This window comes from Pseudogemmobacter sonorensis (assembly GCF_042762395.1).
Taxonomy (GTDB): Bacteria; Pseudomonadota; Alphaproteobacteria; order Rhodobacterales; family Rhodobacteraceae; genus Pseudogemmobacter; species Pseudogemmobacter sonorensis.
In genome coordinates, this window is the sequence record NZ_JBEFZE010000001.1 from 128,975 (window position 1) to 149,427 (window position 20,453).

Annotated in this window: 24 protein-coding genes; 15 read left to right on the forward strand and 9 right to left on the reverse strand. The window is 69.2% G+C overall.

The features are described from left to right. Window positions 1-10 precede the first annotated feature (10 nt). The 13 genes from ABNX41_RS00555 (at window position 11) to cysE (ending at window position 11,333) form a co-directional block, all read left to right on the forward strand. Complete coding sequence (locus ABNX41_RS00555) at window positions 11-1,213, forward strand: phage major capsid protein (protein WP_438667765.1); 1,203 nt, start codon at window positions 11-13, stop codon at window positions 1,211-1,213. A 190-nt stretch (window positions 1,214-1,403) separates the two neighbouring features. Next, complete coding sequence (locus tag ABNX41_RS00560) at window positions 1,404-2,015, forward strand: head-tail connector protein (protein WP_438667766.1); 612 nt, start codon at window positions 1,404-1,406, stop codon at window positions 2,013-2,015. After that, window positions 2,012-2,350, forward strand: coding sequence for a head-tail adaptor protein (locus ABNX41_RS00565; protein WP_438667767.1), 339 nt, complete (start codon window positions 2,012-2,014; stop codon window positions 2,348-2,350). Before ABNX41_RS00560 ends, ABNX41_RS00565 begins: the two co-directional genes overlap by 4 nt. Beyond that, entirely contained in the window at window positions 2,347-2,742 is a 396-nt protein-coding gene (locus tag ABNX41_RS00570) for a DUF3168 domain-containing protein (protein WP_438667768.1), read from the forward strand. Before ABNX41_RS00565 ends, ABNX41_RS00570 begins: the two co-directional genes overlap by 4 nt. Window positions 2,743-2,781: 39 nt before the next feature. Further along, window positions 2,782-3,195 (forward strand): phage major tail protein, TP901-1 family, encoded by a 414-nt coding sequence (locus tag ABNX41_RS00575; RefSeq protein ID WP_438667769.1) that lies wholly within the window; start codon window positions 2,782-2,784, stop codon window positions 3,193-3,195. 9 nt (window positions 3,196-3,204) lie between these two features. Next, a complete protein-coding gene (locus tag ABNX41_RS00580) occupies window positions 3,205-3,546 on the forward strand; it encodes a gene transfer agent family protein (protein WP_438667770.1) in 342 nt (113 codons plus the stop codon). Beyond that, on the forward strand, window positions 3,543-3,830 hold the full coding sequence (locus ABNX41_RS00585) for a rcc01693 family protein (protein ID WP_438667771.1): 288 nt from the start codon (window positions 3,543-3,545) through the stop codon (window positions 3,828-3,830). The genes ABNX41_RS00580 and ABNX41_RS00585 overlap by 4 nt, the downstream gene beginning before the upstream one ends. Beyond that, window positions 3,745-4,401, forward strand: coding sequence for an RcGTA-type gene transfer agent tail tape measure protein (locus ABNX41_RS00590; RefSeq protein WP_438667959.1), 657 nt, complete (start codon window positions 3,745-3,747; stop codon window positions 4,399-4,401). The genes ABNX41_RS00585 and ABNX41_RS00590 overlap by 86 nt, the downstream gene beginning before the upstream one ends. Window positions 4,402-4,461: 60 nt before the next feature. Next, a complete protein-coding gene (locus ABNX41_RS00595; RefSeq protein WP_438667772.1) occupies window positions 4,462-5,094 on the forward strand; it encodes a phage distal tail protein, Rcc01695 family in 633 nt (210 codons plus the stop codon). Beyond that, complete coding sequence (locus tag ABNX41_RS00600; protein ID WP_438667773.1) at window positions 5,091-5,954, forward strand: phage/gene transfer agent baseplate hub protein; 864 nt, start codon at window positions 5,091-5,093, stop codon at window positions 5,952-5,954. The genes ABNX41_RS00595 and ABNX41_RS00600 overlap by 4 nt, the downstream gene beginning before the upstream one ends. A gap of 46 nt (window positions 5,955-6,000) precedes the next feature. Further along, window positions 6,001-6,498: an NlpC/P60 family protein gene (locus ABNX41_RS00605; RefSeq protein WP_438667774.1), complete on the forward strand. Its 498-nt coding sequence runs from the start codon at window positions 6,001-6,003 to the stop codon at window positions 6,496-6,498. Window positions 6,499-6,501: 3 nt separating this feature from the next. After that, window positions 6,502-10,410: a baseplate multidomain protein megatron gene (locus ABNX41_RS00610; RefSeq protein ID WP_438667775.1), complete on the forward strand. Its 3,909-nt coding sequence runs from the start codon at window positions 6,502-6,504 to the stop codon at window positions 10,408-10,410. Window positions 10,411-10,529: 119 nt separating this feature from the next. After that, the gene (gene cysE / locus ABNX41_RS00615; RefSeq protein ID WP_438667776.1) at window positions 10,530-11,333 is read left to right on the forward strand and encodes a serine O-acetyltransferase; all 804 of its coding nucleotides are present in this window, start codon (window positions 10,530-10,532) and stop codon (window positions 11,331-11,333) included. A gap of 30 nt (window positions 11,334-11,363) precedes the next feature. On the opposite strand, the gene ABNX41_RS00620 is transcribed toward cysE, so the two are convergent. The 9 genes from ABNX41_RS00620 to ABNX41_RS00660 form a co-directional block, all read right to left on the reverse strand. After that, a complete protein-coding gene (locus tag ABNX41_RS00620; protein ID WP_438667777.1) occupies window positions 11,364-11,660 on the reverse strand; it encodes a hypothetical protein in 297 nt (98 codons plus the stop codon). Then, window positions 11,660-11,854 carry a hypothetical protein gene (locus ABNX41_RS00625; RefSeq protein ID WP_438667778.1) on the reverse strand — a complete coding sequence of 65 codons (195 nt, stop codon included), beginning with the start codon at window positions 11,852-11,854 and terminating at the stop codon, window positions 11,660-11,662. The genes ABNX41_RS00620 and ABNX41_RS00625 overlap by 1 nt, the downstream gene beginning before the upstream one ends. Then, window positions 11,851-13,152, reverse strand: a complete 1,302-nt coding sequence (locus tag ABNX41_RS00630) for a pyruvate dehydrogenase complex dihydrolipoamide acetyltransferase (protein ID WP_438667779.1) — start codon at window positions 13,150-13,152, stop codon at window positions 11,851-11,853. Before ABNX41_RS00630 ends, ABNX41_RS00625 begins: the two co-directional genes overlap by 4 nt. 13 nt (window positions 13,153-13,165) lie before the next feature. Further along, window positions 13,166-14,566 (reverse strand): pyruvate dehydrogenase complex E1 component subunit beta, encoded by a 1,401-nt coding sequence (locus ABNX41_RS00635; RefSeq protein ID WP_438667780.1) that lies wholly within the window; start codon window positions 14,564-14,566, stop codon window positions 13,166-13,168. A gap of 15 nt (window positions 14,567-14,581) precedes the next feature. Beyond that, window positions 14,582-15,568, reverse strand: a complete 987-nt coding sequence (gene pdhA / locus ABNX41_RS00640; protein WP_438667781.1) for a pyruvate dehydrogenase (acetyl-transferring) E1 component subunit alpha — start codon at window positions 15,566-15,568, stop codon at window positions 14,582-14,584. 122 nt (window positions 15,569-15,690) lie between these two features. Beyond that, window positions 15,691-16,113 (reverse strand): hypothetical protein, encoded by a 423-nt coding sequence (locus ABNX41_RS00645; protein WP_438667782.1) that lies wholly within the window; start codon window positions 16,111-16,113, stop codon window positions 15,691-15,693. A gap of 126 nt (window positions 16,114-16,239) precedes the next feature. Continuing rightward, window positions 16,240-16,557, reverse strand: a complete 318-nt coding sequence (locus tag ABNX41_RS00650; protein ID WP_438667783.1) for an FtsB family cell division protein — start codon at window positions 16,555-16,557, stop codon at window positions 16,240-16,242. A 259-nt stretch (window positions 16,558-16,816) separates the two neighbouring features. Next, window positions 16,817-17,710 (reverse strand): fructose bisphosphate aldolase, encoded by an 894-nt coding sequence (locus ABNX41_RS00655; protein ID WP_438667784.1) that lies wholly within the window; start codon window positions 17,708-17,710, stop codon window positions 16,817-16,819. A gap of 88 nt (window positions 17,711-17,798) precedes the next feature. After that, on the reverse strand, window positions 17,799-18,989 hold the full coding sequence (locus ABNX41_RS00660; protein WP_438667785.1) for a phosphoglycerate kinase: 1,191 nt from the start codon (window positions 18,987-18,989) through the stop codon (window positions 17,799-17,801). A 212-nt stretch (window positions 18,990-19,201) separates the two neighbouring features. Between ABNX41_RS00660 and ABNX41_RS00665 the strand changes: the two genes are divergently transcribed. After that, the gene (locus tag ABNX41_RS00665) at window positions 19,202-19,711 is read left to right on the forward strand and encodes a peptidylprolyl isomerase (RefSeq protein WP_438667786.1); all 510 of its coding nucleotides are present in this window, start codon (window positions 19,202-19,204) and stop codon (window positions 19,709-19,711) included. Next, entirely contained in the window at window positions 19,701-20,291 is a 591-nt protein-coding gene (locus tag ABNX41_RS00670; RefSeq protein WP_438667787.1) for a peptidylprolyl isomerase, read from the forward strand. The genes ABNX41_RS00665 and ABNX41_RS00670 overlap by 11 nt, the downstream gene beginning before the upstream one ends. The last annotated feature ends 162 nt before the right edge of the window (window positions 20,292-20,453 follow it).

Sequence of the window (20,453 nt, forward strand, 5' to 3'; positions counted from 1 at the left end):
GATCACGAGGATGACCGAGAGAAAGGCTCGGGCCGGGGAAGGATCGCCTTTGGCCCAGACCGAGGATCCGGCGGCGGAAGTGAAGGCCGCAATGTCGGTTTTCCTGAAGGAGTTCAATACCTTTCAGGGCGAAGTGAAACAAGCGTTGCAACATCAGGAAGAGCGACTGACCATGCTTCAGCACAAGACGATCAGCTATGGCCGCCCGGCATTGTCCGCCATGGTCGAAACCGATGCCCCGCATCTGAAGGCCTTCAACGCCTATCTGCGGCGCGGCGACGACGAGGGGCTGCGCGGCCTTGCGCTGGAGGGCAAGGCGATGTCCTCGGCGGTTGCGGCCGACGGCGGCTATCTGGTCGATCCGCAGACGGCGGACACGATCCGCTCGCTCTTGCTGTCGACCGCCTCGCTGCGGGCGGCGGCCAATGTGGTGCAGGTCGAGGCCACAAGCTTCGACGTGCTGATCGACCGCACCGAGGTCGGCTCGGGCTGGGCGACCGAGGTGGCGGCGCAGGCCGAGACCTCGACGCCCGCGATCGAGCGCATCTCGATCAAGCTGCACGAGCTTTCGGCGATGCCGAAAGCGAGCCAGCGCCTGCTCGACGACAGCGCCTTCGATGTCGAGGGCTGGCTGGCCGGAAAGATCGCCACCCGCTTCACCCGCGCCGAGGCGGCGGCCTTCATCACCGGCGACGGCGTGGACAAGCCGCGCGGCATCCTGCATCCGGCCAAGGTGGCCAATGCGACCTGGGCCTGGGGCCAGATCGGCTATGTGCCCACCGGCGCGGCCGCGGATTTCGCCACCGCCAATCCGGCCGATTGCATCATCAACCTGGTCTATGCGCTTGGCGCCGATTACCGCGCCAACGGCACCTTCCTGATGAATTCGAAGACCGCGGGCGCGGTGCGAAAGATGAAGGATGCCGACGGCCGCTTCCTTTGGGCCGACGGGCTTGCGGCGGGCGAGCCCGCGCGGCTGATGGGCTATCCGGTGCTGATCAGCGAGGACATGCCGGATGTGGGCGCGGGCGCCTATCCCGTGGCCTTCGGCGATTTCCGCGCGGGCTATACCATCGCCGAGCGCCCGGACCTGCGCATCCTGCGCGACCCGTTCTCGGCCAAGCCGCATGTGCTGTTCTACGCCTCGAAGCGGGTCGGCGGCGATGTGACCGACTATGCGGCGATCAAGCTCTTGCGCGTGGCGGTGTCCTGACCCCGGCGGCGGCTTCGTGATCCCGGTCCCGGCATGTCCGGGGCCGGGTCCGGGCGCGTGCCGGGGCGCAATCCCGCGTGCCCTTTCCGTGTCGTCCGGCTGCTCCCGATCTTCGCATGAGCGGCACGGGTGGCGGTGGCGGGGCGGCGCGCGCCCGGTTCCCAGAAATCTGCGGCAGACGAGGTATGAGATGGTGTTGACCGAGGTGACGGGGGTGCCGGGCGCGGCGCTGCCGGTGGCGGCGCTGAAAGAGCATCTGCGGATGGGAAGCGGCTTTGCCATGGCGCCCGACCAGGACGGGCTGCTGGAGGCCTATCTGCGCGCGGCCATGGCCGCGATCGAGGGCCGCATCGGCAAGGCGCTGATCGAGCGGCGGTTCCGGCTGGTGCTGGAATACTGGCGCGGCGGATCGGAACAGCCGCTGCCGCTGGCGCCGGTGGGCGCGATCGAGGAGGTGGTCCTGGTCGATGCGGGCGGGGTGGAAAGCGTGGTCGCGCCCTCGCGCTACCGGCTGGTGCGGGACCTGCACCGGCCGAAACTGGCGGGGATGGCGACCGTCCTGGGCGGCGCCCTGCCGGACCTGCCGCCGGGGGGGCGGGTCGAGATCGGCTTCGAGGCCGGGTTCGGCCCGGGCTGGGACGACCTGCCCGCCGATCTGCGCCAGGCGGTGCTGCTGCTGGCGGCCGAATATTACGAACATCGCCATGAGGATGCGGCGGCGCAGGCCGGGCTTCCCCGGGGCGTGGCGGCGCTGGTCGAACGCTGGCGCCAGGTGCGGATCCTGGGGGGGAGGGGTCGATGAAAGTGCCGCATCTTGCCCGCGCGCTGGTGCTTGAGGCGCAGGCGCGCAGCCCGGACGGCGCCGGGGGCCATGTCGTGACATGGGAGGCCTTGGGCCTGCTTTGGGCCGAGGTGGCGGCGGGCGCAGGCCGCGATCCGGCGGGCGAGGAGGTGATCCTGACCTCGGTCCCCTACCGGATCACCCTGCGCGCCGCCCCCGTGGGCAGCGCGATGCGGCCGGTGGCGGGGCAAAGGTTCCGCGAGGGCGCCCGGATCTTCACCATCCAGGCCGTGGCCGAGCGCGATGCCTCGGGCCGCTGGCTGACCTGCTTTTGCCGCGAGGAGGCCCCGCGATGAGCTATGGCGCGACGGCCGCGTTGCAGGCGGCGGTGTTCCAGCATCTGGCGCAGGACCCGGCGCTGGCGGGCGTGGCGATCCATGACGCGGTGCCGCCGGGCGCGCCGGGGACCTTCGTGCTGATCGGGCCCGAGGAGGTGCGCGACGCCTCGGACCGGAGCGGCGCGGGGGCCGAGCACAGGCTGGCGATCAGCGTGATTTCCGATGGCGCGGGGTTCCTGGCGGCCAAGGGGCTGGCGGGGGCGATCTCGGACCGGCTGGCGGGGGCGCAGCTTGCGCTGTCGCGCGGGCGGCTGGTGAGCCTTGGGTTCGAGCGCGCGCAGGCGCGGCGGATCGGCGAGGGCGAGGTGCGGCGGATCGACATGACCTTCCGCGCCCGCGTGGAGCTTTGACGCGCCATCCCGGCGCAGGACATTTCCAAGGAGAGAGCCATGGCAGTGCAAGCCGGCAAGGACCTGCTTTTGAAGATCGACCAGACCGGAGACGGCCAGTTCGAGACCGTCGCGGGGCTGCGCGCCACGCGGGCGAGCTTCAATGCCGAGACGGTGGATGTGACCAGTCTTGAAAGCTCGGGCGGGTGGCGCGAGTTGCTGGCCGGGGCGGGGGTGCGCTCGGCCTCGATCTCGGGCTCGGGCGTGTTTCGCGATTCCGAGACCGACGAGCGTGCCCGCCAGATCTTCTTCGACGGCGAGATCCCGGCCTTTCAGGTGGTCATCCCCGATTTCGGCGTGGTGGAGGGGCCGTTCCAGATCACCTCGCTGGAATACTCGGGCAGCCACAACGGCGAGGCGAGCTACGAGATCAGCCTCGCCTCGGCCGGGGTGCTGACCTTTACCGCGCTGTGAGGGCGGCCGATGGCGAACCCCTGGGCCGGAGAGGTGGAGGTCACGCTGGACGGCGTGGCGCATGTGGCGAAGCTGACGCTGGGCGCGCTGGCCGAGCTTGAGGCGGAACTGGGCGAGGGCTCGCTGGTCGCGCTGGCCGAGCGGTTCGAGGCCGGGCGGTTCTCGGGGCGCGACGTGCTGGCGCTGATCGTGGCGGGGCTGCGCGGCGGCGGCTGGCGCGGCGGCGCGGGCGACCTGATCGCGGTCGAGATCGGCGGCGGCACGGCGGGGCCGGGGCCGGTGGGTGCCGCGCAGGCGGCGGCGCAGCTTCTGGCGCGGGCCTTCGCGCTGCCGCCTGCGGGCGGGGCATGAGCGGCGCCCGCATCGACTGGCCGGGCCTGGTCCGGGCGGGGCTGCACCGGCTGGGGCTGGCGCCCGGGGCGTTCTGGGCGCTGACCCCGGTGGAGTTGAAGATCATGCTGGGGGCGGATCAGGCCGCCGCGCCCTTGACTCGGGCGCGGCTGGCCGAACTGGCCGCGGCCTTTCCCGATGCGATGAAGGGGGCGGATGATGGCGGAACTGGAAAGCCTGACCGAGCGGCTGGCGACGCTGGAGGAGCGGCTGGGGGCCTCGGCCCTGATGGTGACGGCCTTTGACGGCGAGCTGGCGCGGCTGCGCCAGTCGGCGGCCTTCACCGGGCGCGAGGTGGGGGCCCTGTCGGCGGGGATCTCGGGCGGGCTGCGGCGCGCCTTCGACGGGCTGGTCTTCGACGGGCTGAAGCTGGAGGACGCGCTGAAGGGCGTGGCGCGCAGCATCGTCGACACGGTCTATTCCATCGCCATGCGCCCGATCCACAACGCCGCCGGGGGCGGGATCGCCCAGGGGCTGGCGACGATGATGGGCAGCATGATGCCCTTTGCCGATGGCGCAAGCTTTTCGCAGGGCAGGGTGATGCCCTTTGCCCAGGGCGGGATCGTGACCGGCCCGGTCGGCTTTCCCATGCGTGGCGGGCGCGGGTTGATGGGCGAGGCGGGGCCCGAGGCGATCATGCCGCTGGCGCGCGGCGCGGACGGTCGGCTTGGCGTGCAGGCCCAAGGCGCGGGGGCACGCGCGGTGAATGTGGTGATGAACGTCACCACCCCCGATGTCCAGGGGTTCGAGCGCAGCCAGAGCCAGATCGCCGCCCGGCTTTCGCGGGCGATGGGGCGCGGGCAGAGGAACAGGTGAGCGGTCGGTCGGGTGAATGGGCAGTCGGGTGAATGGGCAGGCAGGGGAGCGGTCAGCACAATGGCATTCCACGAGGTGAGGTTTCCCGCCGGGCTGAGCTTCGGCTCGGTCGGCGGGCCGGAGCGGCGCACCGAGATCGTCGCGCTGCAAAACGGGCATGAGGAGCGCAACACCCCCTGGGCGCATTCGCGCAGGCGCTATGACGCCGGGGTGGGGCTGCGGTCGCTGGACGATCTGGAGGCGCTGGTGGCGTTTTTCGAGGCGCGGCGCGGCCAGTTGCACGGGTTTCGCTGGAAGGACTGGTCGGATTTCAAATCCGCCCCGGCCACGCGCGCGGTCTCGGCGCTGGATCAGGTGATCGGGCTGGGGGACGGGCGGCAGGCGGTCTGGCCGCTGGTGAAGACCTACCGCTCGGGCCCCGGAAGCTATCTGCGCCCGATCGCCAAGCCCGTGCCGGGCACGGTGCTGGTGGCGGTGGCGGACGATCCGCTGGTCGAGGGGGTGGATTTCACCGTCGACCCCGCCACGGGCGAGGTGCTGTTCGACCATCCCCCCGCGCCCCTGACCCAGATCACCGCCGGTTTCGAATTCGACGTGCCGGTGCGTTTCGACACCGACCGGATCCAGGTCTCGGTCGCGAGTTTTCAGGCGGGCGAGGCGCCCGACGTTCCGGTGGTGGAGATCCGGCTTTGAACGACGCATTTCACGCACATCTGCAATCCGGCACCACCACGCTGTGCCGCCTGTGGTCGCTTGTCCGCCGCGACGGGCAGGTGCTGGGCTTCACCGACCACGACCGCGACCTGACGGTGGGGGGACAGGTGTTCCGGGCGGGCTCGGGCCTGACGGCCTCGGCGCTGGAACAGTCGAGCGGGCTTTCGGTCGACAACAGCGAGGCGGTCGGCGCGCTGAGCGATGCGGCGATCAACGAGGCCGATCTGGCGGCGGGGCGCTTCGATGGCGCCGAATTGCGGATCTGGCTGGCGAACTGGGCCGCGCCCGCGGAGCGGCGCGAGATCTTTCGCGGCACGCTGGGCGAGGTGATCCGCCGCGGCGGCGGCTTCCGGGCCGAGCTGCGGGGGCTGGCCGAGGCGCTGAACCAGGAGACGGGCCTGGCCTATACCCGCAATTGCGGCGCGGTGCTGGGCGACGGGCGCTGCCGGTTCGACACCACGCGCCCGGGCTATGCGATCGAGATCGAAGCCGACGAGATCGACGCCGAGGGGCGGATCTTCGGCTTCGCCGCCTTGCCCGGCTTCGATCCGAACTGGTTCGACGGCGGTCGGTTCGAGGTGCTGGGCGGCGCGGGCGCGGGCCTCGTTGCCATGATCAAGGGCGACCGGATGGTGGGGGCCGGGCGGCGGGTGGAGCTGTGGCAGGCGATCCGCGCCGGGGTCCGGCCCGGCGACATGCTGCGGCTGGTGGCAGGATGCGACAAGCTGCCCGGCACCTGCCGCGCCAAATTCGGCAATTTCGAGAATTTCCGGGGCTTTCCGCATCTGCCCGGGGACGACTGGCTGACCAGCTATCCGCGCGGATCGGACGGGGGCTGAGGGGCGGGCGATGGCTTGGGGACGGGCGAAGGGGGAGGGATCTGCGATGGCAGGCCTGGGTTCGGAGGCACCGGCTGAGGGGCGGCTGGCGGAGGCCATTATGGGCGAGGCGGTGGTGGCCGAGGCGCGGGCCTGGATCGGCACCCCCTATCTGCATCAGGCCAGTTGCCGCGGCGCGGGCAGCGATTGCCTGGGGCTGGTGCGGGGGATCTGGCGCGTGCTTCACGGGGCCGAGCCCTGCCCGGTGCCGCCCTATACCGCCGATTGGGCCGAGGTGGCGCGGCACGAGGCGCTGCTTGAGGCCGCGCGGCACTGGCTGGTGCCCAAGGCGCAGGACGATGCGGCGCCGGGCGATGTGCTGGTGTTTCGCATGCGCCCGGGCGGGATGGCCAAGCATCTGGGCGTGCAGTCGGCCTGCGGGGTCGGCGGCGGCGGGCGCTTCATCCATGCCTACAGCGGCCATCACGTCACCGAAAGCGCGCTGACCGCGCCCTGGACGCGCCGGATCGCGGCGCGGTTCCGCTTTCCGCTGAAAGGAGAATGAGACATGGCCACTCTGGTGCTTTCGGCGGTAGGGGCGGGGATCGGCGCGGGGTTCGGCGGCACGGTGCTGGGGCTTTCCGGCATGGTGATCGGGCGCGCCGTGGGCGCCACCCTGGGCCGGGCCATCGACCAGCGGCTGATGGGCGGCTCTGACGCGGTCGAGGTCGGGCGGATCGACCGGCTGCGCATCGCGGGCGCAAGCGAGGGCACGCCGGTCTCGAAGGTCTGGGGCCGGATGCGGCTGGCGGGGCAGGTGATCTGGGCCTCGCCCTTCGAGGAACATGCCGCGCGGCGCCGGGGGGGCAAGGGCGGCGGCGGCAGCGTCACCGAATACAGCTATTCGATCAGCCTCGCCATCGGCCTGTGCGAGGGCGAGATCCTGGGGATCGGGCGGATCTGGGCCGATGGCGCAGTGATCCGCGAAAGCGACCTGACGCTTCGGCTTTACACCGGGACGGACGAGCAGATGCCCGACCCCAAGATCGAGGCGGTCGAGGGGGCGGGACTTGCGCCGGGCTATCGCGGGCTGGCCTATGTGGTGATCGAGGATCTGGACCTTGCCCCCTGGGGCAACCGGGTGCCGATGTTCAATTTCGAGGTGATCCGCGCCGCACAGGGGCCGGGCGTGCAGCGCGGCCTGGCCGATCTGGTGCGGGCGGTGGCGCTGGTGCCGGGCACGGGCGAATATGCGCTGGCGACGACGCCGGTGCATGAGGAATACGAGCCCGGCCATGCCAAGGCGCTGAATTCGAACAGCCCTTCGGGAAAGACCGATTTCAGGACTTCGCTGGATCAACTGGTCACCGAATTGCCGAATGCTGGTTCGGTTTCTCTGGTGGTGTCATGGTTCGGTGACGACCTGCGCGCCGGATCCTGCACCATTCGCCCCAAGGTCGAATACAAGGCCTTCGATGGCGTGGGCATGCCCTGGCGCGCGGGCGGCATCGCCCGGGGCGAGGCGATGGAGGTCCCGCGCGAGGAGGATGCGCCGATCTATGGCGGCACGCCCTCGGACGCGTCAGTGGTCGAGGCGATCCGCGCCATCCGCGCCGAGGGGCGGGAGGTGATGTTCTACCCCTTCATCCTGATGGAGCAGCTTGCGGGGAACAGCCTGCCCGATCCCTGGAGCGGGGGCGAGGGCCAGCCGGTGATGCCCTGGCGCGGCCGGATCACCACCGCGCTGGCGCCCGGACGGGCGGGCACGACGGACCGCACGGCCGCGGCCACGGCCGAGGTGGCGGCCTTCTTCGGGGCGGCCCAGCCCTGTCATTTCACCGTGAATGGCGAGATCGTGCAATATTCCGGCCCCGAGGAATGGGGCATGCGCCGCTTCATCCTGCATTATGCAAGGCTTTGCGCCGTCGCGGGTGGGGTGGATGCCTTCTGCATCGGCTCCGAGATGCGCGGGCTGACGCAGATCCGGGGCGCGGGCGACAGTTTTCCCGCCGTCGCGGCGCTGTGCCAGCTTGCCGCCGAGGTGAAGGCGATCCTCGGTCCCGGCTGCCGCGTCAGCTATGCCGCCGACTGGACCGAATACGGCGCCTATGTCGCGGATGGGAATGTGTATTTCCCGCTCGACCCGCTGTGGTCCGACCCGGCGGTGGATTTCGTCGGCATCGACAATTACATGCCGCTGTCGGACTGGCGCGATGGCCCGGACCATCTGGACGCGCATTGGGAGACCATCCATTCGCTGGACTACCTGACCGGAAATGTCGCGGGCGGCGAGGGGTTCGACTGGTATTACGACAGCCCCGAGGGCGAGGCGGCGCAGAACCGCCTGCCGATCACCGACGGCGCCTACGACGAGCCGTGGATCTATCGCGTCAAGGACCTGCGCGGCTGGTGGGAAAACCCCCATCACCCCCGCACGGGCGGGGCGCGGGCCGCCGCCCATACCGGCTGGGCGCCGATGTCGAAACCCATCGTCTTCACCGAATACGGCTGCGCGGCGATCGACAAGGGCAGCAATCAGCCGAACCGGTTCCTCGACCTTCGATCCTCGGAATCTGCGCTGCCGAGGGCGTCGGACGGGCGGCGCGACGACCTGATGCAGATGCAATATCTGCGCGCCGTTGACCGCTACTGGAGCGATCCGGGGAACAACCCCGTCTCGCCCTATTACGCGGGGCGGATGCTGGATGTTGCGCGCTCGCATGTCTGGGCCTGGGACGCGCGGCCCTTCCCGGAATTCCCGGCGCGCGGCGATCTCTGGGCGGATGTGCTGGCCTATCCGCGCGGCCATTGGCTGAACGGCCGGGCCACGAACCAGCCGCTTTCGGCGGTCATCGCCGAGATCTGCGCCGATGCGGGGGTGGCGGAGATCGACACCTCGGGCGCCGAGGCGGTGGTGCGCGGCTATCTGGTCGACCGGGTGCAGAGCGCGCGGGCCGGGCTTCAGCCGCTGCTTCTGGCCTATGGCTGCGATGTGTTCGACCGCGAGGGCCTTCTGCATTTCGAGATCCGCCGCGCCGGGACCGATTTCGAGATCGACCCCGACCGGCTGGCGGTGACCGAGGGGCTTGCGGGGCGGATGGAGCTTTCCCGCGCGCCCGAGCCCGAGATCACCGGCACGGTGCGGCTGGGCCATATCGACGCCGACGGGGTCTACGATTCCCGCACCGCCGAGGTGCGCCATCCCGACGAGGCGCTGGTCTCGGTCTCGACCAGCGAATTCCCGCTGGCGCTGACCCCGGCCGAGGGGCGCGGCGTCGTCCACCGCTGGCTGACCGAGATGCGGGTGGGGCGCGACGGGTTGCGGCTTGCGCTGCCGCTGTCGGCGCTGGAGGTGGGGCCGGGGGCGCGGCTGCGGCTGCCCGACGGCAGCCATTACCGGGTCGAGCGGGCCGAACTGGCCGAGGCGCGGCTGATCGAGGCGCGCCGGATCGAGCGGGGCGCCTATGACGGCACCGACTTCACCGACGAACCGATCCTGCTGCGGCCCTTCGTGGCGCCGGTGCCGGTGCATCCGGTGTTTCTGGACCTGCCGCTTTTGACCGGAGAGGAGGTGCCGCATCAGCCCCATGTCGCGGTTTCGGCCCAGCCCTGGCCGGGATCGGTCGCGGTCTGGTCCGAGACCGGGGCGGGGAGTTTCGAGCTCAATCGCCTGGTGGCGGCGCCCGCGCTGCTTGGGCGGACCGAGACGGCGCTGCTTGCGGCGCCCTGCGGGCTATGGGACCGGGGCGAGGCGCTGCGGGTGCGGCTGGCCGGGGCGGCGGCGGGCCTCGCGGCGGGGGGGCTGGCCTCAGCGGGTCCGCTCGCGGTGCTGAACGGGGCCAATGCGGTGGCGATCGGCGATGGCAGCAGCGATCTGTGGGAGGTGTTCCAGTTCGCCCGGGCCGAGCTGGTGGCGCCCGGCGTCTGGGATCTGTCGATGCGATTGCGCGGCCAGTTGGGCACCGACGGCATCATGCCCGAGGTCTGGCCCGAGGGCAGCCAGGTCGTGGTGCTGGACCGCGCGCTGGTGCAGCTCGACCTTGCCGCAGGCGCAAGGGGGCTGGCGCGGCGCTGGCGGATCGGGGTCAGCGCGCGCGGCCATGACGATCCGGCGGTGGTCGAGCGGACCGAGGCCTTCCGCGGCATCGGGCTGCGGCCCTATCCGGTCGCGCATCTGCGGGCAAGGGCGGGGGCGGGCGGGCTCTGGCGGATCGACTGGATCCGGCGGACGCGGATCGAGGGCGATTCCTGGGAACAGCCCGAGGTGCCCCTGGGCGAGGAGAGCGAGGCCTATATCCTGCGCGTCATGGCGGGCGAGGCGATCCTGGCCGAACATACCCTGGCCCAGCCGGGTTTCGACTATACGGCGGCGATGCGGGCGGCGGACGGGGCGGGGCCGGGCTTTGCCGTCGCGGTGGCGCAGGTGTCGCAGCGTTTCGGGCCGGGGCCGTTCCGGCGGATCCTGCCCGGCGGCTGAGCGGGGCGGGGCGGCGCCTCGCGGTTTGGCGATTGCCGCGCCGGGGGGGATGGCCCATAATGCCGCCCTGCATCCCCTTGCTGCGGGGATGCCCGGATGACGAGCACGGGGACCCCAGCATGGCCGAGACCAGACAGCGCCTTACGCCTCTCGACCCGGTCTGGTCGCGGATTTGCGACGAGGCCGAAGAGGCGGTGCGGGCCGAGCCGATCCTGGGCGCGCTGATCCATTCGGGGCTGCTGCATCACGCCACCTTCGAGCGCGCGCTGGCCTATCGTTTCTCGCTCAAGCTCGCCAGCGGCGAGATGAGCGAGCAGATCCTGCGCGAGATCGCCGACAGCGCCCATGCCGCCGAGCCCCTGCTGGGCGCGGCGGCGCGCGCCGATCTGATGGCGGTGTTCGAGCGCGACCCGGCCTGCCACCGGCTGATCCAGCCGGTGCTGTTCTTCAAGGGCTATCAGGCGATCCAGGCCTATCGCATTGGCCATTGGCTGTGGCAGGCTGGCCGGCGCGATATGGCCTATTTCGTGCAGATGCGGGTCAGCGAGGTCTTCGGTGTCGACATCCATCCGGCGGCGCGGATCGGGCGCGGGCTGATGATCGACCACGCCCATTCCATCGTCATCGGCGAGACGGCGGTGGTGGGCGACAATGTCTCGATGCTGCATTCGGTGACGCTGGGCGGCACCGGCAAGGAGCATGGCGACCGCCATCCCAAGATCGGCGACGGGGTGCTGATTGGCGCGGGCGCGAAAGTGCTGGGGAATATCGGCGTCGGCCATTGCTCGCGCATCGCGGCGGGGTCGGTGGTGTTGGAGGAGGTGCCGCCCAATACCACGGTCGCGGGCGTCCCGGCGCGGGTGGTGGGAAAGGCGGGCTGCGCGCAGCCCTCGCTCAGCATGGACCAGAATCTGCCCGGCTGACTGGATTTCGAGGTGGCCCTCGCAGGCCGCTCAGAGCGGGCCGAGCAGGCGGGTGCAAAGCTCCGGCAGTTCCGAAATCCGGGTGAAGGCGCCGCGCGGCATATCCCTGTGGGCGGGGCGTTCAAGCTTGGTGCCCTCGGCATTTCCCTTGCTGTGACGCGAGGGGCGGAAGCCCGAAATATCGGGCAGGGGATGGCCCGGCGCGCCCCCGAACCACAGGAAATGGTCGAATGCCAGTTCTTCGGTCACCACCATCCAGACGGTGCAGCCCGAGGGGTGGTGGCCAAGCCGCGTGCAGATGCCGACCTTGGCCGCCTTGCCACGCATCACTGGATATGGCGGGTCAACGCATCGCGGCTGAGCACCAGATCATGGCCGCCCGCATCGAATTCCGAGCGCAGGATCTCGGCATCGGTGACGCCCGCGCGCCACAGATGCCTCAGAAGCTCACCCACGAACAGATGTTCAAGAATGATCTCCCGCAACACCGAGTTGCGGGAGTGTTTTTCGTGATCCGTCACGCCAGCATCGAGATCGGATTCTCCAGCGCATCGACCACGGCCTGCAGGAACTGCGCCCCAAGCGCGCCGTCAATCACCCGGTGGTCCACCGAAAGCGTCATCGACATCACCGTCGCCACGCCCAGGGTTCCATCCGCCAGCACCACCGGCTTTTTCAGCCCGGCGCCCACGGCAAGGATCGCGCCATGCGGCGGGTTGATCACCGCGTCGAAATTCTCGATCCCGAACATGCCGAGGTTCGAGATCGCGAAACTGCCGCCCTGATATTCATGCGGGGCAAGCTTTTTCGTCTTGGCGCGGCTGGCGAGGTCCTTCATCTCGGCCGAAAGCGCCGAGAGGGTCTTCTTCTCGGCATCCTTCAGGACCGGGGTGAACAGCCCGCCCTCGACCGCGACCGCGACGGCGACGTCCGAGGGTTCGAGCTTCAGGATCCGGTCCCCGGCCCAGACGGCGTTGGCATCCGGCACGGCCTGCAGCGCCACGGCACAGGCCTTGATGATGAAATCGTTGACCGAAAGCTTCACGCCGCGCGATTCCAGCCCCTTGTTCAGCTCGGCGCGGAATTTCATCAGCGCATCCAGCCGCACCTCGCGGCGCAGGTAGAAATGCGGGATGGTCTGCTTGGCCTCCGAGAGCCGCGCCGCGATGGTGCGGCGCATGCCGTCGAGCGTGACCTCCTCGTGGGGGCGGTCGGCATAGGTCTTCAGCACGGCCTCGGTCGAGGGACCGGCAGGCGCCGCAGGCTTTGCCGCCGCCGGGGCAGGGGCCGCCGCGACGACGGGGGCCGCGGCGGGTTTCGCGCCCTCGACATCGGCGCGCACGATCCGGCCATGCGGACCCGAGCCCTTGATCGCGGTCAGGTCGAGCCCCTTTTCCTTGGCGATCCGCCGTGCCAGCGGCGAGGCGAAGACGCGCGCGCCCGTCGCAACTGGCGCAGAACCCGCCAGCGCGGCACCGGCCTCGGGCGCGGCGCCGGGGGCGGGGGCCGCCGGGACGGCCTCGATGGCCGGAGCGGCGGCCGGTTTGACAGAGGCGCCCGCCGCCGGGACCTCCTCGCCCTCCTCGACCAGCACGGCGATCGGCGTGTTCACCTTCACGCCCGAAGTGCCCTCGGCGATCAGGATCCGGCCGACGATCCCCTCATCCACCGCCTCGAATTCCATCGTCGCCTTGTCGGTCTCGATCTCGGCCAGGATCTGGCCGGACTTGACCGCCTCGCCTTCCTTGACCAGCCATTTCGCCAGCGTGCCCTCTTCCATCGTCGGAGAAAGCGCGGGCATCAGGATTTCGGTTGCCATCTTTCTGCCCCCCTCAGCGATAGGTCACGGATTTCACCGCCGCCACGATCTCGGCCGGGGTGATCAGCGCCAGTTTTTCCAGATTGGCCGCATAGGGCATCGGCACATCCTTGCCGGTGCAGGTGATCACCGGCGCATCGAGGTGGTCGAAGGCCCGCTGCATGATGGTCGAGGCGAGGTGGTCGCCGATCGACCCCACCGGGAAGCCCTCTTCCACCGTCACGCAGCGGTTGGTCTTCTGCACGCTCGCCAGCACGGTGTCGTAGTCGATCGGGCGCAGGGTGCGCAGGTTGATCACCTCGGCCTCGATGCCCTCGCCCGCCAGCAGTTCGGCCGCGGCCAGCGCATGGCCGACCCCGATCCCGAAGGAGACCAGCGTCACATCCTTGCCCTCGCGCATGATCGAGGCCTTGCCGAAGGGAATGGTGAAATCCTCATCCATCGGCACTTCGAAAGAGCGGCCGTAGAGGATCTCGTTTTCCAGGAAGATCACCGGGTTGTTGTCGCGGATCGCCGATTTCAGCAGCCCCTTGGCATCGGCCGCCGAATAGGGCATCGCCACCCTCAGCCCCGGGATCGCGGCATACCAGGCCGCGTAATCCTGGCTGTGCTGCGCGCCCACCCGCGCCGCCGCCCCGTTCGGGCCGCGGAACACGATCGGGGATCCCATCTGGCCGCCCGACATGTAAAGCGTCTTCGCCGCCGAATTGAGGATCTGGTCGATCGCCTGCATGGCGAAGTTGAAGGTCATGAATTCGACGATGGGCCGCAGCCCGCCCCAGGAGGCGCCGACGGCGATCCCGGTGAAGCCGTGTTCGGTGATCGGGGTATCCACCACCCGCCTGGGTCCGAATTCATCCAGCAGGCCCTGGCTGATCTTGTAGGCGCCCTGGTATTCGCCGACCTCCTCGCCCATCAGGAAGACGGTCTCGTCGCCGCGCATCTCCTCGGCCATGGCCTCGCGAAGCGCCTCGCGCACGGTCATGGTCTTGGTGGCGGCGCCTTCGGGCAGGTCGGCATGCGGCCAGCCTTTCGCGGCCTGGGGCGCGGAATGGGGCACAGGGCCCGCCTGCGCGGCGCCGGCCAGGGGCGTGGCGGTGGGGGCGGGTGCCGCCGGGACGGCCTCGATGGCCGGAGCGGCGGCGTTTGCTCCCGCCGCCGGGACCTCCTCGCCCTCCTCGACCAGCACGGCGATCGGTGTGTTCACCTTCACCCCCGCCGTGCCCTCGGCGATCAAGAGCTTGCCGACGATCCCCTCATCCACCGCCTCGAATTCCATCGTCGCCTTGTCGGTCTCGATCTCGGCCAGGATCTGGCCGGATTTGACCGCCTCGCCTTCCTTGACCAGCCATTTCGCCAGCGTGCCCTCTTCCATCGTGGGCGAAAGCGCGGGCATCAGAACTTCGGTTGCCATTCTTCTCTCTCCCCCTCAGACGTAGATATCGGTCCACAGCTCTTCGAGCGGCGGCTCCGGGCTTTCCTTGGAGAATTCGGCGGCCTCGTTGACGCGGGCCTTGATCTCCTTGTCGATGGCCTTCAGATCCTCGTCCGAGGCCAGACCGCCCTGCAGCAGCAGGTCGCGGACATGTTCGATGCAATCCTTTTCGGTGCGGATCTTCTCGACCTCCTCGCGGGTGCGGTATTTCGCCGGATCCGACATCGAATGGCCGCGATAGCGATAGGTCATCATTTCAAGGATGTAGGGGCCGTTCCCGGCCCGGCAATGCGCCACGGCCTTCTCGCCTGCCGCCTTCACCGCCAGCACGTCCATGCCGTCGACCTGCTCGCCCGGGATGCCATAGGCCACGCCGCGCTCGTAAAGCGTCTTCGACTTGGTCGAGCGTTTCACGCTCGTCCCCATGGCATATTGGTTGTTCTCGATCACGAAGATCACCGGCAGCGACCACAGTTCAGCCATGTTGTAGGTCTCGTAGACCTGGCCCTGGTTCGCCGCGCCGTCGCCGAAATAGGCGAAGGTCACATTGTCGTTGCCAAGGTATTTGTCGGCGAAGGCCAGGCCCGCGCCAAGCGGCACCTGGGCGCCGACGATGCCGTGGCCGCCGTAGAAATGCTTCTCGCGCGAGAACATGTGCATGCTCCCGCCCTTGCCCTTGGAATAGCCGCCGATCCGCCCGGTCAGTTCCGCCATCACCCCCTTGGGGTCCATGTCGCAGGCCAGCATATGGCCGTGGTCGCGGTAGGAGGTGATGCGCTTGTCGCCTTCCTTGGACGCGGCTTCCAGCCCGACGACGACCGCTTCCTGTCCGATGTAGAGGTGACAGAAGCCGCCGATCAGCCCCATGCCGTAAAGCTGGCCCGCCTTTTCCTCGAACCGGCGGATCAAGAGCATCTCGCGGTAGTATTCCAGAAGCTCGTCCTTCGAGACATTGGGTCTCGCGTCGGGCTTTCGTGCCATTGTGGTCCTCCCCGCAGGCGAATGGTTCAACGTTGAACCATCTCTAGCCTATCGGTGTTTGCTGGGCAAAGCGAAAAATCGGCGGGGCGGCTCCGCGCCCTGCCCGGGCGGGGGCCCGAAGGTCAGCGGCACATCCCGCTGATCCAGCCGGGCGGAAGCGCCGAAGCGGGCGCGGCCCCCACCATGCCCTGGCCGACCTGCACCAGCGACCGGCCCAGCCCGGCGCAATAGGCCCGCATTCCGGCGGCGATCTGGGCATGGCTGGCCTTGCGCGTGTCGAAGATCACCATGTCGAACCCGTCGAAATCGCCGTAGCGCGCCGATCCCAGCGGGGTCGGGGCGGCGTTCATCAGCATGTCGCGCCCCGGCACGAAGCGCGACACCGACGAGGCGCGGAGATTGACCGCCCCCGCCACCTGCGGCTCGCTCCAGATCCGGGCCGCGATCGGCGCGACCGCCCCCTGGGCGGCGGGCCTGCGGTCGGGCGGGGCCGAACAGGCGGCCAAAACGGCCAGCGCCGCGCATTTGATTGCGATGGATCTCATTCCTGTCCCCTTCATCGGCCCGCGCGAGGGTTCGGAAAGGCGCGCGGCCGCGCCGCCTTCAGGATCAGCCGATCATGGCATGAGCATGACCGGAACCGGGAAAGCGCCGGGGCAGGGGGGATAGGATCAGCGGATGACGATCTCGTTGGCGCGGATATAGCCCAGCACGTCGCGCGCCTGCTGGTCGAGCAGGTCGAGGTCCAGATAACCGTCCGACAGCCGCAGCGTCATGTTCTGCATCCGGTCCAGCTCGGCCCGCAGCCGGTCGCGCTCGGCGCGCAAAGTGTGGGCCTCGGCGCGGATCTCGACCCGGCGGAACACGCCGTAATCGCCCTGAACGGCGGCAAAGGTGAAATAGGCGCCCAAAGTGAACGCCAGGCTGAAATAGACCAGCCCTCCGATATTTCGCCCTGCCGCCGCCTGGGTCATCCGCTCGTGCCTCATGACGCCCCTCTTTGCGGGGGCATGGCCGAATCATGCCACGGGCGATTCGAAAAGGGAATCCCCCATCTGCCCGTTTTCGCGCGGAATTTCTCAGGGCTGTTGCAGGTTCGAATCACCTTGCCGGGTCCCTCGGGGCAGGGGGCCAAGCAAAGGCCCCCCGGAGCGGATCCGGGGGGCCTTTCCGGCCGGGCGCGAGCGACCGAGAAGATCATCGACGACACGCCGACCCGCCATATCCAGTGACGCGCGCCCGCGAAGATCAACCCGCGACCGAGGCCGCGTGGATCGAGGTCACCGCGCGCTCCAGCACCGCGTCGAATTCGGCATCCGACTGCTGCGCGCTCAGGCCCTCCGACAGCGCGCGCGAGAACGAGGCGATGATCCCCCGGTTCCGCGCCAGGATCTCGTTCGCGGCATCGCGCGAATGGCCGCCCGACAGCGCCACCACCTTCAGCACCTTCGGATGATCGACCAGCGGCGCGTAGAAATTCGCGACCGTCGGCAGCGACAGCTTCAGCATGACCTTCCGGCCTTCGGGAAGCTGGTCCAGATGGCGCAGGATCGCCTTTTGCAGCAAGTCCTCGGCCTCGGCCTTGTCGGGGATCGAGATCGTCACCTCGGGCTCAAGGATCGGCATCAGCCCGGCGGCGGTCACCTGGGCGCCGATCTCGAACTGCTGGGCGACGACCGCCTCGATGCCCTTCTCGTTGGCGGCCGAGACCACCGAACGCTCCTTGGTGCCGAAGATCCCCGCCTTGGCGGCGCGGGCCAGAAGCGCGTCCAGCCCCGGCATCGGCTTCATCAACTGCACGCCGTCGGCCTCGGCCTCAAGCCCCTTGTCGATCTTCAGGAAGGGCACCACGCCGCGCTTTTCCCAAAGATAGGTCGCGGTCGGGATGCCGTCGATGTCGCGGTCCATGGTCTGTTCGAACAGGATCGCGCCCACCACCTTGTCGCCGGTGAAGGCGGGCGATTTGATGATCCGCGCGCGCATGGCATGGATCAGGTCGAACATCGCCTCTTCGCCGTCATAGGCGTCGGCCTCGACACCATAGAGCTTCAGCGCCTTGGGGGTCGATCCGCCCGATTGGTCGAGCGCGGCGATGAACCCCTTGCCGCCCGCGATCAGTGCCGTCTGTTCCGCCTTGCTCATCTTCTCATCCTTCCCCGAACTGGTCCTCAGGCCGCATAGCCGGATCGGCGCGCGGCCTGCAATGCTGATTGCGCTAGCACGCGCCGCCTCAGGCCAGAAGCGCCGCGACTCCGGGCAGTTCCTTGCCCTCCATCCATTCCAGGAAGGCGCCGCCCGCGGTGGAGATGAAGGTGAAATCCTGCGCCACCCCGGCCTGGTTCAGCGCCGCCACCGTATCGCCGCCGCCCGCGACCGAGACCAGCCGCCCCGCCCCGGTCAGCCGCGCCGCCTCTTTCGCCGCCGCGACCGTGGCGGCATCGAAGGGCGGGATCTCGAAGGCGCCGAGCGGCCCGTTCCAGATCAACGTCGCGCATTGCGCCATCACCGCCTTCAGCCGCGCCACCGTCTCGGGGCCCGCATCCAGGATCATCGCATCCTCGGGACAGCCCGAGGCCGAGACGATCTGGCTTGCCGCATTGGCCCTGAATTCGCGCGCCACCACCACATCGACCGGCAGGTGGATCCGGCAGCCCAGGCTTTCGGCCTTGGCCATGATCTCGCGCGCGGTCTCGGCCATGTCGCGCTCGGCCAGGCTTTTGCCGACCGGGACGCCCTGGGCGACAAGGAAGGTATTGGCCATGCCGCCCCCGATCGCCAGATGGTCGACCTTGCCGACCAGATTGCCCAGGAGTTCCAGCTTGGTCGAGACCTTGGCGCCGCCCACCACCGCGATGACGGGGCGCGCGGGCGTGCCGAGCGCGGCCTCAAGCGCGCGCAGTTCCGCCTCCATCAGCCGACCCGCGGCATGGGGCAGGGCGCGCGCCAGCGCCTCGGTCGAGGCATGGGCCCGATGCGCGGCGGAGAAGGCGTCGTTGACATAGACTTCGCCCAGTTCGGCGAAAGCGGCGGCCAGGGCGGGGTCGTTCTTCTCCTCGCCCGCATGGAAACGGGTGTTTTCCAGCAGCACCACCTCGCCCGGCGCGGCCGAGGCGATGGCCGCCTTCGCCGCCGCGCCGGTGCTTTCGGGTGCGAACACCACCTTGCGGCCAAGCGCCGCCTCCAGCGCGGGGGTGACGCGGCCCAGGCTCATCTCCGGGACGACCTTGCCCTTGGGCCGGTCGAAATGCGCCAGCAGCACCGGCCTGCCCCCGCGTGCGAGGATATCCTCGACGGTCGGCACGATCTTGTCGATCCGGGTGGTGTCGGTGACCCGCCCGTCCTCCATCGGCACGTTGATGTCCACGCGCACCAGCACCGTCTTTCCCGCCAGCGCGATGTCGTCGAGTGTCTTCCAGCCCATCTTGATCCCTCTCCTGTTCCTTGCGGCGGTCGGCCCGGGGGGCTTCGCCGCCCCGGGGCCTTTCGCCGGTTGTCCCGCCGATCGTGTTTCGGCGCAATTTCTTTCGCGCAAATTCCCGCCCGTCAACCGATCACACCCATTTGCCCTTCCCCTCGCGCGCCCGCGCCGCTAGGTTCCGGCCCGACCGAAAGCCCTGAAAAGGACCAAGACCCATGGCCGAGATCAAGGATCCCGAGAATACGATCATCCTGACGCTGAAGGACGGCGAGGTGGTGATCCAGCTTCTCCCCGAGGTAGCCCCCAAGCATGTCGAACGCATGAAACAGCTTGCCCGCGACAAGGCCTATGACAATGTGGCCTTTCACCGCGTCATCGAAGGCTTCATGGCCCAGACCGGCGATGTCGAACATGCCAATATGGAGAAGGACTACAATCCGCGCCGCTCTGGCACCGGCGGGTCGCAATATCCCGATCTTCCGGCGGAATTCTCCAAGCTCCCGCATGCCCGCGGCTCGATCGGCGCGGCGCGCTCGATGAACCCGAATTCGGCCAACAGCCAGTTCTTCATCAATTTCAAGGACAACAGCTTCCTCAACGGCCAATATACCGTCTATGGCCAGGTGATCTCGGGGATGGAGCATGTCGACCGGATCGCGCGCGGCGAGCCGCCCGCCAACCCCGACCGCATGATCACCGTCCGGGTGGCCGCCGATGTTGCGTGAGCTGCGCCTGACCCTTGCGGCGGCCGGGCTTTTCGCCGCGGGCCTCCTCCCCGGCCTCGCCCCGGCGCTGGCGCAGGAGGGCCTGCCCGACCTGCCCGGCCCCAATCTGGTGATCGAGATCGCGGGCACCGCCAACGGCACCGTGGTCATCGACCTGCTGCCCGACACCGCCCCCCGGCATGTCGAGCAGATCACCACGCTCGCGCGCCAGGGCGCCTATGACGGCGTGGTGTTCCATCGCGTGATCGAGGGTTTCATGGCCCAGACCGGCGACGTGAAATTCGGCAAGACCGGCGGAGATACCCGCATGGCGGGCATGGGCGGATCGGACCTGCCCAATATCCCGGCGGAATTCTCGAACATCTCGTTCCAGCGCGGCATCGTCGGCATGGCGCGTTCGAACGATCCGAATTCCGCCAACAGCCAGTTCTTCATCATGTTCGCCGACGGCGCCTTCCTCGACGGCCAATATACCGTGGTGGGCCGGGTGATCTCGGGCCTCGACGTGGTCGACCGGATCCAGCGCGGCGAGCCCCCCGCCACGCCCGACGTGATGGTGAAGGTCACCGTCACCGAATAGCCGAACCACCGAACCGCATGAAAAAGGCCCGCCCGGATCCCCCGGGCGGGCCTTTCCAACACCCCCCGAACCCCTTCCCCCATTCTTCTTTGCAGAAATATCCCGGGGGTGAGGCGCCAAAGGCGCCGAGGGGGCAGCGGCCCCCTCCCTTGCCGCACATTC